14 protein-coding genes and 2 pseudogenes are annotated in these 15,408 nt (G+C 65.6%); 6 read left to right on the top strand and 10 right to left on the bottom strand.

Annotated features, from left to right (window positions below; genetic code table 11):
* Both ASG92_RS29070 and ASG92_RS23345 read right to left on the bottom strand, forming a co-directional pair.
* Positions 1 to 1,059, bottom strand: a pseudogene (locus ASG92_RS29070) (hypothetical protein); the annotation flags it as partial.
* Between the two features lie 295 nt (positions 1,060 to 1,354).
* Positions 1,355 to 3,562 (bottom strand): S8 family serine peptidase, encoded by a 2,208-nt coding sequence (locus ASG92_RS23345; protein ID WP_082579689.1) that lies wholly within the window; start codon positions 3,560 to 3,562, stop codon positions 1,355 to 1,357.
* A 254-nt stretch (positions 3,563 to 3,816) separates the two neighbouring features.
* Here ASG92_RS23345 and ASG92_RS23350 point away from each other — a divergent pair, with 254 nt between their 5' ends.
* On the top strand, positions 3,817 to 4,326 hold the full coding sequence (locus tag ASG92_RS23350; RefSeq protein WP_056634160.1) for a GNAT family N-acetyltransferase: 510 nt from the start codon (positions 3,817 to 3,819) through the stop codon (positions 4,324 to 4,326).
* 15 nt (positions 4,327 to 4,341) lie between these two features.
* Here the strand turns inward: ASG92_RS23350 and ASG92_RS23355 are convergent, their stop codons facing one another.
* From ASG92_RS23355 to ASG92_RS23380, 8 genes are all read right to left on the bottom strand, one after another.
* Positions 4,342 to 5,538, bottom strand: coding sequence for a trypsin-like peptidase domain-containing protein (locus ASG92_RS23355; protein ID WP_082579691.1), 1,197 nt, complete (start codon positions 5,536 to 5,538; stop codon positions 4,342 to 4,344).
* Between the two features lie 149 nt (positions 5,539 to 5,687).
* Complete coding sequence (locus ASG92_RS23360; protein ID WP_240987271.1) at positions 5,688 to 6,356, bottom strand: signal peptidase I; 669 nt, start codon at positions 6,354 to 6,356, stop codon at positions 5,688 to 5,690.
* Positions 6,357 to 6,630: 274 nt separating this feature from the next.
* Positions 6,631 to 6,849, bottom strand: coding sequence for a hypothetical protein (locus ASG92_RS23365; protein WP_056634164.1), 219 nt, complete (start codon positions 6,847 to 6,849; stop codon positions 6,631 to 6,633).
* Between the two features lie 458 nt (positions 6,850 to 7,307).
* Entirely contained in the window at positions 7,308 to 8,537 is a 1,230-nt protein-coding gene (locus ASG92_RS23370; RefSeq protein ID WP_056634167.1) for a MinD/ParA family protein, read from the bottom strand.
* 218 nt (positions 8,538 to 8,755) lie between these two features.
* Positions 8,756 to 8,899, bottom strand: a complete 144-nt coding sequence (locus ASG92_RS28710; RefSeq protein WP_157372450.1) for a hypothetical protein — start codon at positions 8,897 to 8,899, stop codon at positions 8,756 to 8,758.
* A 191-nt stretch (positions 8,900 to 9,090) separates the two neighbouring features.
* A complete protein-coding gene (locus tag ASG92_RS28715; protein WP_157372451.1) occupies positions 9,091 to 9,234 on the bottom strand; it encodes a hypothetical protein in 144 nt (47 codons plus the stop codon).
* A gap of 71 nt (positions 9,235 to 9,305) precedes the next feature.
* Positions 9,306 to 9,590 (bottom strand): hypothetical protein, encoded by a 285-nt coding sequence (locus tag ASG92_RS23375; RefSeq protein ID WP_056634170.1) that lies wholly within the window; start codon positions 9,588 to 9,590, stop codon positions 9,306 to 9,308.
* A gap of 87 nt (positions 9,591 to 9,677) precedes the next feature.
* Positions 9,678 to 10,493: an MBL fold metallo-hydrolase gene (locus ASG92_RS23380; protein WP_056634173.1), complete on the bottom strand. Its 816-nt coding sequence runs from the start codon at positions 10,491 to 10,493 to the stop codon at positions 9,678 to 9,680.
* Positions 10,494 to 11,114: 621 nt separating this feature from the next.
* Here ASG92_RS23380 and ASG92_RS28720 point away from each other — a divergent pair.
* From ASG92_RS28720 to ASG92_RS23410, 5 genes and pseudogenes are all read left to right on the top strand, one after another.
* Positions 11,115 to 11,333, top strand: a complete 219-nt coding sequence (locus tag ASG92_RS28720; protein ID WP_157372453.1) for a hypothetical protein — start codon at positions 11,115 to 11,117, stop codon at positions 11,331 to 11,333.
* Positions 11,334 to 11,753: 420 nt separating this feature from the next.
* A pseudogene (locus ASG92_RS27795) lies at positions 11,754 to 12,651 on the top strand (IS5 family transposase).
* A complete protein-coding gene (locus ASG92_RS23400) occupies positions 12,651 to 12,980 on the top strand; it encodes a hypothetical protein (RefSeq protein ID WP_056634185.1) in 330 nt (109 codons plus the stop codon). Before ASG92_RS27795 ends, ASG92_RS23400 begins: the two are co-directional and overlap by 1 nt.
* A gap of 241 nt (positions 12,981 to 13,221) precedes the next feature.
* Entirely contained in the window at positions 13,222 to 13,824 is a 603-nt protein-coding gene (locus tag ASG92_RS23405) for a hypothetical protein (RefSeq protein WP_056634188.1), read from the top strand.
* A 77-nt stretch (positions 13,825 to 13,901) separates the two neighbouring features.
* Entirely contained in the window at positions 13,902 to 15,188 is a 1,287-nt protein-coding gene (locus ASG92_RS23410) for an O-antigen ligase family protein (protein WP_056634191.1), read from the top strand.
* Positions 15,189 to 15,408 lie beyond the last annotated feature (220 nt).

A 15,408-nucleotide genomic window follows, 5' to 3' on the forward strand; every position in this document is an offset into this window, starting at 1 on the left:
CTCCGACACAGTCGCGATCGTGTGCGCCGACCACGTCGTACCACTCAATGCCAACAGCTGGATCAGCGGCTGAGACGCCGACGTGAACGACGTCTTAACAGCGGCGAAAACCCGACCGCCCGAGGAGTCCAGCCACTTCAAGTTCATATGGTCATCACTGCTGCGCTGCCCCGACAGCGCCGCCACAGGAGCGGTCCAGTCGGTGTTCGACGTTCCGTCGACGTGATAGCTCCAGTACATGCCGTCGGTGGAGTCACCGACCTGCCGGCTCCACATCACACCGATCTTGCCGGGTCCGAACGCGATCACAGCCGCCGTGTCGTCCACAGACACGTTGCTCAACGACGCAGGATGCGGGAACGGCGTCCCCCACGTCGTGCCATCCGTGTCAGTGACGTTCAGGTAGATCTGCTTCCCCTGCTGCCACGTGGCCCACACCCGACCAGTCGAGTCCTTATCGATGGTCAGGGTCTCAACGCGGTAGTTATTGATGTTTGTAGAACTCTGCTGCGAGTACGTCTTGTTACTCGAGTCGTAGCTGAAACGCCGCATCGTCGTCGGGTAGTTCGGCTCAGCCGGCAGACCGTCGTTGACGAACCGATAGCTCGCCACATACAACGTCGTCCCGTCCCACAACACGTCATGATGAGTGTTCGCGCGCGGGTCCGTCGCCACACCCGTATCGACCCACGAGCTCGTCGCGGCATTGAACCGGAAGATATGAAAATCCGAGCTAGCAGTGTCCCACAGGTTCCCCCACCAGAGGCCGTCGTTGAACCACAACGCACTCGTCGCCCGCTTCGTACCCGTCGGCGTCCCCGTCCCCGAATGCGACGGACCCTCAACCCCAACATCACCCTCGGCAGCCGACGCCGCAACCGGCACCACCAGAACACCCAGCGCAAGCAGCAGCGCTGCCAGCAGTCCATGGAGCCGCAGATTCCGCGACCCGCGTGGACGAAGACCAGCCGGGCGACGACCTCCCCGCCTTACGCCAAGCCAGGAAGTCCTGCGACCTCTACCACGCCCGCCCGTGTAGGCAAATGCATAGTCCAGCATCGTTGCTCCCCGGAGTTGAACGTCATGCCTGTATAGGGTTGGTCACTAGCCTCACCACGGTCCTGGCAACTTGCGTGCACTCCCCCTCGGCCCATGTTCGACTGAACAACTTGTAAAAAGGTTGGGATTTCTTGAACCGGCCCCAGTTTCAGGGGTTTAAGAATCCTTGGAAACCGGCAAGTCCCAATGCCGCATTTTCCCCATGGCCACCCCAGCGCGCACCCATCACCAAACGCACCGCCGTCCCCAACAGGCCGCGGCTCGAGCTCCGAAAACGCGGACGGCCGCTGCGCGCCTAATTCCAGCCCGATCCCGCCTGGACGCGGCCGAGCCAGCCGCCGGTGCCGCTGCCCTTGTAGAGCCAGAGCGCGCCGGCGGTGTCCACGGCGAGGACGTCGTTCCTGGCGTCGCCGTTGAAGTCGCCGCGGCCGGTGATGGTGGTCATGGTGTTCCAGCCGATGCCGGCCTGCACGCGTGCCAGCCAGCCGCCGCGGCCGTTGCCCGGGTAGAGCCACAGCACACCGGAGGTATCGCGGGCCAGGACATCGTTTTTCCGGTCGCCGTTCATGTCGCCGGGACCCACGACGGCGGTCATCGCGTTCCAGCCGGATCCCGCCTTCACGCGGGCCAGCCAGCCGCCCCGGCCGTTGCCCGGGTAGAGCCACAGCACACCGGAGGTATCGCGGGCCAGCACGTCGTTCCGGCCGTCGCCGTCCATGTCGCCGGGGCCGGCAATCGCGGTCATGGCGTTCCAGCCGTTGCCCGCCTGGATCCGCCCCAGCCAGCCGCCGCGGCCGTTGCCCGGGTAGAGCCACAGGGCGCCGGACCCGTCAGTGGCCAGCACGTCGTTCCGGCCGTCGCCGTTCATGTCCCCGGGGCCCACGATCGATGTCATGCCGTTCCAGCCGGACCCCGCCTTCACCCGTCCGAGCCAGCCGCCGCGGCCGTTGCCCTGGTACAGCCACAGCACTCCGCCGTTGTCGCGGGCCAGGACATCGGCCTTGCCGTCGCCGCTCAGGTCACCGGAGGCAACAACCATGGTGATGTGCAGCACCGCGGCCGCGGCATCCGCCAGGCCGGCCCCGCATCCTGGCGGGCAGCCTCCGGGCACGGGCCGGGCTGCGCTCTTCAGGCGTGCCTCGACGGCGGCGGGCGTGGCGCCCGGGCCCATCTGGGCCATGAGCAGTGCGGCTGCGGCGGAAACGTGCGGAGCCGCCGCGGACGTGCCCTGGGCGAAGTAGTAGGCCTCCGGCCCCGCCGTGGTGGGGCCGTCGTTCAGGGTGGACAGGATGCCGCCCGGAACGCCGCTGTCGGCGCTGCCGCCGGGGAGGGGTGTCATGTCGCCGCCCGGTGCTGTGACATCGACGGCAGACCCGAAGTTCGAGTAGGGCGCAAGCGCACCGCTGGGGCCACTGGCGGCAACGTTGATGACGTTCTGGCAGTTGCCGGGGCTGGAGGACGCGGCTGGTTGGCTTTCGTTGCCGGCGGCCGTCACCACCACCGCTCCCCTGCCGGTGGCGGTGTTGATGGCGTCCTGGAAGGCCGGCGAGCACTGTGGTGACGTGCCGCCGAGGCTGAGGTTGATGACCCGCGCCGGATTGGCATTGTCCGGCACGCCCGCCACGGGGGCACCGGATGCCCAGACGATCGCGTCCGCAATGTCAGAGGTGCGTCCGCCGCAGGGGCCCAGAACCCGCACCGGCAGGATCTTGGCCTGCGGTGCAATCCCGGCGATGCCTTCTGAGTTGCCGGCGACGGCGGCGATGATGCCCGCCACGTGAGTGCCGTGCCAGGACGAATCCATTACGGGCGTGCCCGGAGCGCACTGACCGATGTCGGTCCAGTCGCCTTCGTCCGCGGGACTGGGGTCGCGCCCGTCGCCGTCGCGGGAATTGTCGGGATCCGCGATCATGTCGTAGCCCGGCAGCACATTGGCGTTCAGGTCAATGTGGCTGGTGATGCCGGTGTCCACCACCGCCACCACCTGGCCGCTGCCCCGGGTGACGTCCCAGGCCCGGGTGACCCGCATGCCGCCCGGCTGCTCGGACAGGTTCCACTGGAATTGGAAGTATGTATCGTTCGGGTCGGCAGCCTTGGCCTGCAGCAGGGCGTCAGGTTCGGCATAGGCCACGGCGGGATCGGCCCGCAGCGAGGCCAGGAGCTTCGCCGCGTCGTCGGCGCCCAGCGTCTTGTCGGTCCGCAGCACGCGGGCTCCGCTCGAGGTGGCACGGACGTCCTTGACGGCGGCGCCCAGCTTGGCCGCGGCGCGGCCGTAGGCCCTGGCCCGCTCCGCGGGGACACCTGCGGCGGGGTCCTTGAATTTCACGATGAACTGGTCCGTGGGCGCCGGGGCGGTGGACGATGCCCGGCGCGGCGCCGCGGGCGGCACTGCCGGATCGTCTGCGGCCGAGGCCGGCGGCGCGATCAGTGCGCCCGCGACCAAGGCGGCAACGCCGGCCGAGGTCAGGAAAGATGACAAGCAAATGCGGCGCGTCTGAGACATTGAGACCATCCTGTGCGGCGCCCTGACCGCTGATGGCTGGGACGCAGAAACGAGGCGCGGCCCCCGGCCGCGTCCAAACAGAGTCTAACCGGTGGGCGCGACTTTTTGTGATGCAGCGCAGGCCGATCAGTCAGTCGAGACCGCTTCACCCAAAGCATAGGGACAAGCACCTCGCCCGGGTCTTCCCCCGGAGTCCGGAATGCCGCACACTTAGCGCAAGAGTCATTCCCCCACAGGCGGAAGGCAGATCAACCATGGCCCCTCTCATCTCCCTGGCGGCTCTCATCGGCCCGCAGGAACACAAGTCCGGCGCAAGCATCCCCCGTCCCGTGGAACACGCAGACCTGACGGAACTGACGGACCTGTATCTCCGGTCCTATCATCCCGAAGCGGACCGTCTGGACGCCGAAAAGGCAGCCGGCAGGATCGGCCGGATCTTCGCCGGGACGCACGGGACCCCCATCCCCCAGGCCTCCCTCGCCATCGTCAACGCGGTCGGCCAGATCACCGCGGCCATCCTTGTCACGGACCGCAATGTCGGCAGCGCCAACCCGGGAACGGCCTACATCGCCGAGCTTTTCACCCATCCTGACCACCGCAGGCAGGGCCTCGCCGAGGACCTCCTGCGCTCTGCCATGAATGTCCTGCACACGTTGGGACACAGGACCGTTGCCGTCACCGTCCACAGCGCCAACTCCGCTGCCATCGCCCTGTACCTGTCCAGGGACTTCCGCCGCCTCACGCAGCGGGCCGGCGTCGACTAACTAGTCCCTGCTGCGTCAGCCCGCCGTGGCCGCACCGAGCGTGATGTCGGCTGCCTGATCCTGTCCGTCCCGCTGGAAGGTGATCTTCACGGTGGTCCCGGCTGCCTGTTCCCGGGCAGCCGCCGTCAGCTCGGATGCGTCAGTCACGGTGTGGCCGGCCAGTTCCGTGACCACGTCCCCGGCTTTCAGCCCCGCCGTAGCTGCCGCAGACCCCGGCGTCACGGCGGCCACTTCGGCCCCGGTGGTGAACTCGGATGACGTTCCGGACGCCTTGTCCCGGACCGACAGGCCCAGCTGGCCGTGCGTCGCCGCGCCCGTGGCGATGATCTCCTGTGCAACGCGCTTGGCCACGTTGATCGGGATGGAGAAACCGACGCCGATGTTGCCGGACTGGGCGGAGGAGGATGAACCGGCCGAGGCGATGGCAACGTTGACGCCGATGATCTCTCCCTGGGTGTTGGTCAGCGCACCGCCGGAATTTCCGGGGTTGATGGCCGCGTCCGTCTGGATGACGTTGATGCTGATGGACCCCTGCGCCGCGCTGGAGGAATCGGAGCTGGTGACGGCCGATGACGCCGTCTCAATGGTCCGGTCCGCGGCCGAGACGATGCCGTCCGTGACGGTCCCGCTGAGTCCAAGTGGCGCGCCGATGGCTATGGCGGTGTCCCCAACCTTGACGGCGCTGGAGTCGCCCAGGGTCGCCGGGACCAGGCCGGGGGCGGTGATTTTGATGATGGCCAGGTCCGAGAGCGGATCCGTTCCGACGACGGTCGCCGCATAGACTTTTCCGTCGCTGGTGCGGACTTCGATGGCTGCCGCCTCGGCCTGCCCGTCCAGGGTGACCACGTGCGTGTTGGTCAGGATGTGGCCGTCCGCGTCCAGAATGATGCCGGAGCCGGTGCCGCCGGAACTGTCGGAGCTCGCGCTGATGGTCACCACGCTGGGCGAGGCCTTCAGGGCGGCGGCCGTTACCGCGTTGACGCTGGAGGTGTTGTTGACGATCACCGGGGTGTACTGGGCAGTCTGCGCGCTAGAGGTCGTCTGCGTCGGCGTGCCCCACAGGGTTGCCGCCCCGGCTGCGGCGCCCCCGCCCAGGAGACCCGCGGCCGCCAGACTCGTGACAAAGACCACCGGCCCAACCCGTTTCCCAGCCTTCCGGCCGGTATTCGGGGTCCCGGCCGTCTGGCTCTCCGTGCCTGCACTGGCGTTCATTATCGTGCTCCTTGGGTTCCGCTCCGACTGCTCGGAGGCTATGACCCAATATTTGAACGCGGGACTATTGTGCGCCTGTTGTGCTGCTGTGAGCGGGCTGTGAGCGTTTCAAAAAGATGGACGACGACGGCGGGCCGGGAGTCGGGTGGTCAGCCTCCGGCCCGGCGACGGCGGCGGAGAGCCCGGACGGTGAACAGCGCACCGAAGCCGATCAGGCCGGCAGCAGCAACCGACGTCCAGAGGCCGCGGTCCGCGTTCCCAAGTGCGTCGGCGACGGAGCCGACAAAAGGCACCTCGTAGAAAAGCCTTCCCCTGATCTGGGTTGCGTGGACGGGCGCCGGGGAGGTGACGCCGTTGTTGTCGCCCTTGGTGATCAGGGTCTTTTCGCCGGACTGTGTGATGCCGAACCCGACGACCCGCTGTGTCTCGACCTGCGGCCGTTCCGGATTGGGCTGGAACGTGACAATGTCGCCGGATTTCAGTTCGCTGAACGCCACCGGTTTCACTGCCAGAAAGGTTCCCGCCGGGTACTTCGGCGCCATGGAGTTCGTTGCCACGGTGTACGTCCGGTACCCAGTGGCCTGGGGCACGATGACCAGGGCAAGGGCGGCAAAGACCAGGACCATCAGCAGCAGGCTGGCGACGCCGCCGGCTGCACCTAACCCGGGCCCGCCATGTCTCTCGGCGGCCTCGGAGGGGCGGCGACTGCCGCGTTGACCGCCGGTATCCATGCTGAACTGCGGGCGCGGCCGCGAACTTCCTGCGGCCTTCGGCGTGAAGGAGTCCCCGGCGGGCGGCGCAACTTTCGGTTCAGCCACCGGCTACCCCGCGCAGCTGCCGGAAAACTTGTGGAATCGCGATGCTCACGGCGTGTCCCCTCACAGTGGCTGGAGCCGAGGAAGATCACCGGACTTCGAAGCCGCAAGACTTCGGCTCTCCCCCCGGGTCTGTTACAAGAACAATGCCGCTGCTGGCTCAGGACTGCATGCCGGAATCCGTCAAGGTTTCATCAAGAATTCACCGGCGTCGCCGCGGCACCGGTCAACGGGGTCAGAGCCGCATTTATCTCGCGCGGTTCCTACCGCCGCACAGTCACTCGGTGCCGGCGCCTGTTCCACTCTCGCGGGAAAGGGGAAGGTCCATGAACTCGTACATCTCACGCCACGCGTTATCCAGCCGCAGTTCAGCTATGACGAGCTCCTCTTCTTTGCCCGGGTGGCCGCCACGCTTGGCGCCTTCCCGCAGCGCAACGACTTCACGGTACAGCGCATCCACGTGGTCTAAGAGCCTCTTGAATTCGTCGTCAGTCATGGCAAGAGGCTAGCCCACCGTTAGCCACATATGCACCGTTAATTCCTACCGGTGCGGGCTAGGTAAGACCGGAGGTCTTCTTTACCAAAGGTGCCACCGTCCATTTGCAACTGGCAGGGTGGCACACCCTTAGTGGCGGGACCTGGCGCGGACGATCGCGGCAGAAAGACCCAAGGCGGCGACCAGGGATCCGAACATAATGGCAACGCCTGAGATGTATTCAGTGATAGTCATAGCCGTGCACCTTCCATCTAGTGGTGCACTGAAGCTACGCGTCCAAGCGTGGCATTGGCGGAGGATCGCCGGGTGAAATGCTCACGATTAGGACACGGCCCGAAAGACCGGTTAAATGCCCTTACCCTCAGAGAGGTTGGGGGCGATTTGTAGCCAGCGGCATGGTCTGACCGCGGCACAGCAGGCGAAGATTAGCAACCGGCCAAACTTCCGTCCAGAAACCGTTACCGGTACCCGTCCACAATCGCAGCTGCAATCTCCTTGTACGCCCGCCGTGTCTCCGGCTTCAGCACGTCGAGGGTGACCAGGTCGCCGTCCGCCACTCCCCTGTCGTGCGGCACGGCGATCAGCTGCCGGCACATCCCGGCGAGGTGCTCCTCGATCGCGTCCTTGTCCACGCGCGTGGACACCTCATCCTTGTCCGTGATCACCACGATCGCGTTGCGGGCCAGGTCCTCGTACCCGTGGCTGGCCAGCCACTGCAGGGTGCTGCGGGCGCGTTTGGCGCCGCTCACCGCGTAGCCAGCGGCAATGATCAGGTTGTCCGCCGACTGCAGGATCCCGCTCATCGCGTTGTGCGTCACGCCGGTGCCGCAGTCCGTCAGGGCCACGGAGTAGTAGGCGGAGATGACCTTGCGGATCCGCAGGTATTCCTCGGCCGTCAGCGAGTCGGAGACCTCGGGGTCCTGCTCGCCGGCGATGAGGTGCAGGCGGCCAGAATGGTGCATGTAGCGGGACAGACCGGTCAGCGAGTCGATCGAGTCGATGTTCTTGAGCAGGTCGGTGATGGTCCGCGGCGTGGCCTGCTGGTAGATGCCCTCGCCCAGGGCGCGTTCCACGAGGTCACCGGAGTCCGGGTTGGCGTCGATGGCGCACGGCGGGTCGCCGCGGAACTCGGCGAGGGTGAGGCCCACGCCCACAGTCGTGGAGGTCTTGCCGATGCCGCCCTTGAGGCTCAGCACGGCAGTGTTGAAGCTGCCCTGCAGCTGGCGGGAGATGCGCCGGGCCAGCTCGTCCTCCGCGCGCTCCTGCGCGCTGGGGCCCAGGTTCCAGGCTCCGCCGGTCGCCCGGTACAGGAAGCCGCGGAAGCCGCCTTTGGGCCGCGGCTTCTGTTCGCGGACAAACGACGTCGGCAGTGCCGTGAGGTCCGCCATCGGCGCTTCAGGTTCGGGCGCAGGTTCCGGAGCGTACGACGGCGGTGCTCCCGCCGGCCTACGGGCCGGAGCCGGCGGCGCGTCGGAGACGGCGTCCGCGACGGCTGCGGCCTCTGCCCACGAGGAGCTTCGGACCGGGAGCACGGGGACGGAACTGGTGTCGGGTGTCACGGCGGGAAACATTCCTGTCCAGTCGTCGGAAGCGTCGCCATCGCGACGGCGGGAGCGGCGGCGGCGGAGCTCGGGCTGCTCCGCGTCGGTGCCGGCATCGGCCAGTTGGTTATCCGCTGGTTTGGGCATGTTCGTTCCCCCAGGACTCGCAGCAATGTCCCGCTGCTCTTGTCGATTGGTTTGGTTCAAACAGCAATTCTAGGCGTTGGGGGCCCGATGACCGATTTCAGCCGCGCATCAGGGCCGCCGCCACCACGGCGACGGTGGCCACGAGGAGGATGCCCAGTACAACGTAGCTCCACCATTTGGGCCGGTTGCGGTGCGGGTTGATGTCGACGTACGGCATGCTACTTCACCGGTCCTGATGCGGCGGCGGCAACGGGTGCCACTGGGCGGCGCTTGAGCCGGAGCATCCAGTAGAGCCCCGCAAACGGAAGCAGCAGGCTGCCGAGCAGGCCGGATAAGGCGAGGACAAAGTCGGTGAGAGCCACGGAAGAACCTCCGGAAAGCGGTAACACTCTCGACGCGCAGGGGCACTCTTGCCCTGGCCGCGGCGACAGTAGCTGGTAGTAGGATCCCCCAAGTCAGATCTACACAGACCCTACCCAGCAGTGGCCGCTTTCAACAAATTCCGCTAGTCTTTCGCGATCCGCAACAGAGCCGGCTCGCACTCGTAGCGCTGCTAGCGCCTGAGCGCCATCACCACCACGACAGCCGTGGCCACTGCCAGCGCCCCCAGTCCCACGTATGCCCAGATCCGAAGCTGACGACGGCGGGACTCCCGCCGCGATTCCCTAGTTAGTTGCCCGCCTGAATAGTTCCCCATGGCGGTGATGGTACATGCGCAGTGTTACAGGAAAATCAAGTCATGCGGTTTGTGACGCCCGGAGGCCATGGTCAGAGCAGCCCGCTCCCCGCTGACGGTCCGCCGTCGTGTTGGTTCGCCGGTATGCGGCGGTGTCCCAGGACACGGCCAAAGATTCGCCGGTCGCGGCCGTGGCCGAATCGCTGCGGCAGCGGCGGGAGCGAAGCCACGGGGAGGCCGGCCACCGCCACAGGTGACGCCAGCTGCTGGCGCGGCATGTCCTGCCGGTCGAGCCAGGACCGCTCGGGGTTGGGATCGTCGGCGACGATGTGCTGCTCGATAAAGCGTCGGATGGCTGCGCTGATACCCGTCTTCATGACCCAAACCTAGGGTGGGCTGTATGCCGCCCCCAGAGTAGTCACTACCTGTTTTTTCAGGCGGCTACGGACCCGGACTACTTGGATCTAGTGCTGCGGACGCGTCTCTTGGAGGCGCTTGATGAACCAGCGCGACTGTTCCGGCCCGTAGGGCAGGACGGGGATCGCCTTGGTGGCGTCGGTAGGGGTGTCACGGATGGACTGCCGGGCCTGGCGCACCGCGGTGGTCATGGTGTCAGCCATGGTCTTCACGAACCGGTCGCTGCACGGCTCGCCGTGCCCGGGCACCAGGAACTCGTAGCGGTGTCGGAGCGCGGACAGGTGCCGGAGCGCGTCTGCCCATTCTTCCGGGTAGGAGTCCTCGAAGGACGGGTGGGAGCCCTGCTCCACGAGGTCGCCCGCGTACAGGGTGGTGGAGGTGCCCACAAGGAGGTCGCCGTCGGTGTGCCCTCGGCCGAGGTAAAACAGGGTCACAGTCTGGGCGCCGAGGTCCACCAGGACGGGCTGGTCCCGGACGATCGCGTTGGGCACGACGAGTTCCACGTTGTCGCCTTCGCCGGCGGCCATCTCCGGCTCGAGATCAGCAACGGCGGCGCGCTGCGCGTCGCCGTTTTCGCCGATCTCCTCGGCGCAGTTCTCGTGAGCCCAGAACTCGGTGGCGCCGTGTTCCGCGAACACAGCGTTGCCGAAGAAGTGGTCGTAGTGCGCGTGCGTGTTCGCAACCACCAGAGGGAGAGGCGTTATTTCACGCACGGCGTTCAGGATTTCCCGACCCTGCCGCGGGCCGCAGCCGGTATCGACCACCATGGCCCGTTCGGTTCCCACGATCAGGCCTGTATTGAGCTTCGACCCTTCGGTCACCAGCACATAGTTGTCCGCGCCGACTTCGAGCCATCGTGACATTTCTTCTCCGTAATTCCGGGGAGCACTTGCGTTGTTCAGGCCTCGATTCTACCCATCAAGCTGGGGATTATCAGGGAACTGTCTACCGGTCCGGCATATCCGCGGCCCCACCCACAAGACCTGCCGTAGGATGCCACCCCAGAGCCCCTCGGTGCCGAGCGCCTGGCGGACGGAGTGAGCGCGATGTCCTGCCCTCTGCTAAGACCTAGGCGCAGCCGCTTTGACTCATGCTCTTTGCGTCAAAGTAACTCAGTCGAAATGTCCGGTTGCGTATGATCTGGGCCATGGGAACCAAACAACAGCGGCACTTCTGCGGTGAGTGCAACACGACGACCATCCACGTCACGTCTTACAGCCAAGAGGGCAGCGGACTGGTGGCTAAGGTCAATTGCTCAGAGCACTCGGATCTGGCTGGCTAGTAGTCAGGAGCAGCGCCACGCGGGGCCACACATCTGTTTCATCGCCGAATGGCAGCAAACACGTGTGCCAAAAGCGAACAGGCTGATGACGTACGGCCGCATACCGACCGGAACTCCTGGCCGTCTACCTGCGCCTTCCGGTCACGCGCGTAGAGAGGTACAAAATGCCACGTTCCTTCCCTACATTCCGGAGCTGGAATCGGTGCCGTTTTACACGTTCGGGCACAGCTTTGTGGCTGGCGACGGCGAGGTGGTGGGCTCGCGGTGGGTGGACCGTATGCAGTCCTGGCTTCGCACCCTGCCGCAGGTGAACAACGCCCAGAACGGCTCCACCTCGGCAGTCATCGCGGCCCGCGTGCTCTCATCTTGGACGCCCGGCACTCGTGGCCTCGTGGCCTCGTGGCGCTCATGCTGCTCATGAACGACGTGCAGTTCAACGGCCTGGCCGTCACTCACGCAGGACAACATGCGGACCATCCTCGCCTACCTCAGCGCCGGGGCCTCGCTCAGCGAGACATCCAGCAACGTCGGATTCAATAAGCGACTCGTGGGCCTCCGTCATCGGCACCTATGTAGGGGGCAAGGCCCGCCGCACCACCACCATTGGCGACTACGTCGGGTTCAACGGCGACAGCGTCAGCATCCGCACTGCCTTCGGGACCAGCGCCACCGAAGGCACCGTCACAGTCACCGCCTCCGGCATGCAGAACGTCATCCGCACGGTAGACCTGCGACCACTCAGTGCGGCTCACCCTGACCGCCGGCAGTGGCTTCACCTTCGACGCCGTCCTAGGGTGTGTTGCTAAACCCATATGGTGTTCGGTTGCGGTTGGCTGGTGTGATGGGCAATCGCTTTCTGGTATCTGACGAGGTGTGGGCCGAGATCGGGCCGCTGTTTCCCGCATGGAAGGGCAACGGGCGCCCGGTCGCGGACCGTCGCCTCGTCGTGGAGGGGACGGCATGGAAGTTCCGGACCGGGGCACCTTGGCGGGACCTTCCGGAGCGCTTCGGGAACTGGAACACAGTGTTCAAGAACTTTGACCGCTGGGCCAAGGACGGCACCTGGACGAAAGTACTCGAACATGTCCAGACCCGCGCCGAGACCCTTGGCGATCTGGACTGGGTCGCGTCAATCGATTCCACGATCGTGCGCGTCCACCAGCATGGTGCGACCCTTCCCCGCCACACAGGGGGAGCCGTCGAATTACATGAAACTCGGCAACGAACCGCCTGACCACGCGATCGGACGCTCCCGCGGCGGGCTGACTTCCAAGCTTCATATGGCCACCGACGGCAAAGGGCGGATGCTCTCAGCCGTCCTTACAGCCGGCAACATCAACGACACGACCATGATGGCCGCCACCCTGGAACAGATCAGAGTTCCACGCAAGGGAAGGGGAAGGCCGCGCACCCGACCGGATCGCGTCCTGGCAGATAAGGGCTACACCTCCAGGGCCAACCGCATCTGGCTCGCTGACCGCGGCATCAAGGCCACCATCCCGGAGAAGTCTGACCAGGAAGCAAACCGGAAGAGAAAAGGCTCCGCTGGCGGGCGCCCGCCAGCGTTCGACAGCGAGGCCTACAAGGGCCGCAACGTCGTCGAGCGGGGATTCAACCGGCTCAAAAACTGGCGGGGACTCGCCATGAGATCCGACAAGACCGCACGCAACTACCTGGCCGCCGTTCAGCTCGCCGCATCACTCGTCTGGCTAAAAGCCAGCTTTAGCAACACACCCTAGTGCCCAACCCGAACCCGCCCGTCATCCTCATCGCCCGCGAGGGACCGGTCCAGGGATTCCTGTCAGGCCCCTTCGTCACCGACGTCCCCACGGGCAATACGAAACTGACCACAGTCTTCGGCCCTGCCCTTGACTCAGAGGTGGCCGAGTTCCCGAACGCCATCCTCACCTGCAACGCAGGCCCGGCAGACTGGGACTCCGTCAGCATGTCCGGCCCCGACAAGCTGCACCCGAACGCCAAGGGCAGTGCCAGCTACGCCCGTGAAGCGCTCAGGGCCCTCGGCCGGCCGGGATGGAAGGGCTCAACCCGCGCGGCGCGGCCTTCGTAGCCCCCGCCTACGTCCCCGGAGCGGCGACGGTTCCCGGCAAGCCTCTGGACGTCACAGCCACCCATGAGGGCAACGGGATTCGGATCAACTGGGTGGCACCGTCCAACGGCGGCTCGCTCATCACGACTACGTCATTGAGTACAAGGAAACCTCTGGGGCATGGACGGCGGTCGCCCACTCGGCCAGCACACCAACGACGATCCTCACACCGGACCTCGCAGCAGGCACCTACACAGTGCCTGTGTCCGCGAAGAACGCCGTCGGAACCGGCGCGCTCTCCGCAACCCCGTCCGTGACGCTAATCGTCATCACGACGTACGCCTCGGACAGCTTCACCCGCGCCGACTCATCCACCATCGGCAACACGCCCACAGGCGGATACGCGTGGACCAGCCTCGCGGTGAAGACCTACACCGCGCCGACGTGGTCCATCCTCGGCAACGCCCTGAAAGCAGCGTTCACGTCTGGCACCACCGAAGGTCTGATGTACGTGGATGACACGCACGCTGACGGCCCGATCGAGGTCAAACTGGCATCAGCCGGTGACACGGGACTCGCGTTCCGCATCGCGGACGGCAACAACTTCTGGATGCTGTGGACGGGCAGCCCTGCCCTGGGTAACCCCTACAAGCCGATGAAGTTCGTCGCCGGGGCCTACGTCACCGTAACCACGACGTCGAAGAACGCCGCGCTCAACGACGTTTTGGAAGTGACTCTCGTCAGGTCAACAGTGACGGCCTTCGTCAACGGCGTCCAGGTGGCTACGACAACAGATGCGTTCAACTCGACGGCCACGAAGCACGGCGTCCGTGCAGTACTAGCCTCCGGCGCGAGCCTCAAGTAGTTTCCCCATGCGGCAAGCTTAGGGATCGTGCGAGATATGAAAAGGGCGGGTCGGAGCGAACCCGTTATCCTGAACTCATGGGGATCCCTGAAATAGCCGCCGTCCTTGGCCTGCTCTTCGCCGCCGGCGTGTTCCTGGCGCAGTACCAGCACAGGGATCGGGCGATGGCCGTTCTCGTGGGCATCTCCGCTGGATTGGTCGGCGTTCAAGTCCTTCGTGTGCACGTCTTCACCATCCTCGTGCTGCTCTGGTGCGTCATGCCCAGCGGCCACCTGAACCGCGGAAGCGGTAAACGAATCACCGCACTGGTGGTTACGTCCGGGCTACTGGCGGTAACCGCTCTGTATGGCGACCTGGTTACCAGCCCCACCCTTGCCCTGCAGCTATTGGGCCTCACCGCCTCCGCGTGCATGATCATCGCGAAGGGCACCGAACGCGACCGCAAAGACATGCTCTACGGCCTACTCGCGGTGGTCACGGTCAGTAGCTCGCTCGGCATGCTCCAGGTTGCCAAGATCGTTCCCATTGAGATTTGGCACGTGCACGTCAGCTCCGTTGGCAGACCCATCGGCCTGTACTCGGAACCAGACTGGTTGGGCCTCTTCGCCGGACTCGGTCTGATCCTGGCGTGGCGCCTACCCCTGCCCGCTGGGCTCAGAACTTTCTGCATCTCGGTCAACGCAGCAGCCTTCGTATTCGCGTTCGCGAGAGCCGCCTGGATCGCTGTCGGAGCGGCGGTCGCACTGATCATCGTGACGAGCCTATTCCGGAGGAAGGCCAAGGAAGAGGCCAAGTCTAAGGTGCGAGGCAAATGGCCGGCCGTTCTTCTGGTCGTGGCGGCCGGGCTCGCCTTCCTTGTCGGCAACCCGCTGTTCGCCGAAGACTTCATCCGACGCCTGCAGGGGACGTTCTCCGTGGGCAGTCATGACATCTCAGGGCAGGCCCGAGTCCGCCAGATCGACCGCCTCTGGAAGATGGCCAACGCGGCTCCATGGAACGGGGATGGGCTCAGCGCCAACGGTCGCGTCGGCATCTGGGGAAGCTACAACTCCGGAGACGCCGCCGACACGGTAAACGCCGTCAGCAGCAACTGGCTCCTGGCACTCTGGGTGGACGGCAAGCTCATGGCGCTGCCGTTCATCATCCTGCTGATAGCACTGGCGGTACTGACATGCAGGACCATCGCTGGTCAGTTGCTGGTAGTGGTCCTGCTGAACAGCCTGTTCTCCAATGCGACCTTCCAGCCGATCACGTGGCTACTCGTTGCGCTCGCGTTCAGTGCTGCTTGGGACCGGACCGATGCGCCAGCGGTCGAGCCGCAGATAAAGCAGCTCCGCGATCGCGCCAAGCACCCCGCCTACTAGCGCCGCCGCAATGGCAAGAACTGGGCCGAGGAAGTTCAGGAAGCAGAAGCAGCAGAACGCCCCGACCAGTGCCCCCGCCCAGCGGCGACGGCACCGCAAACGTCGTGTCCTCGTTCTTGTTCCCCCCAGCCCTCATGCCCCCTATCATAAGGGCCCGTAAAAGGCCGGTAGGTCACTGGTGCCAGGCGTAGGTGCAGGCACACACGTCCCAGGTGTCCGC

Source organism: Arthrobacter sp. Soil736 (assembly GCF_001428005.1).
GTDB lineage: Bacteria > Actinomycetota > Actinomycetes > Actinomycetales > Micrococcaceae > Arthrobacter.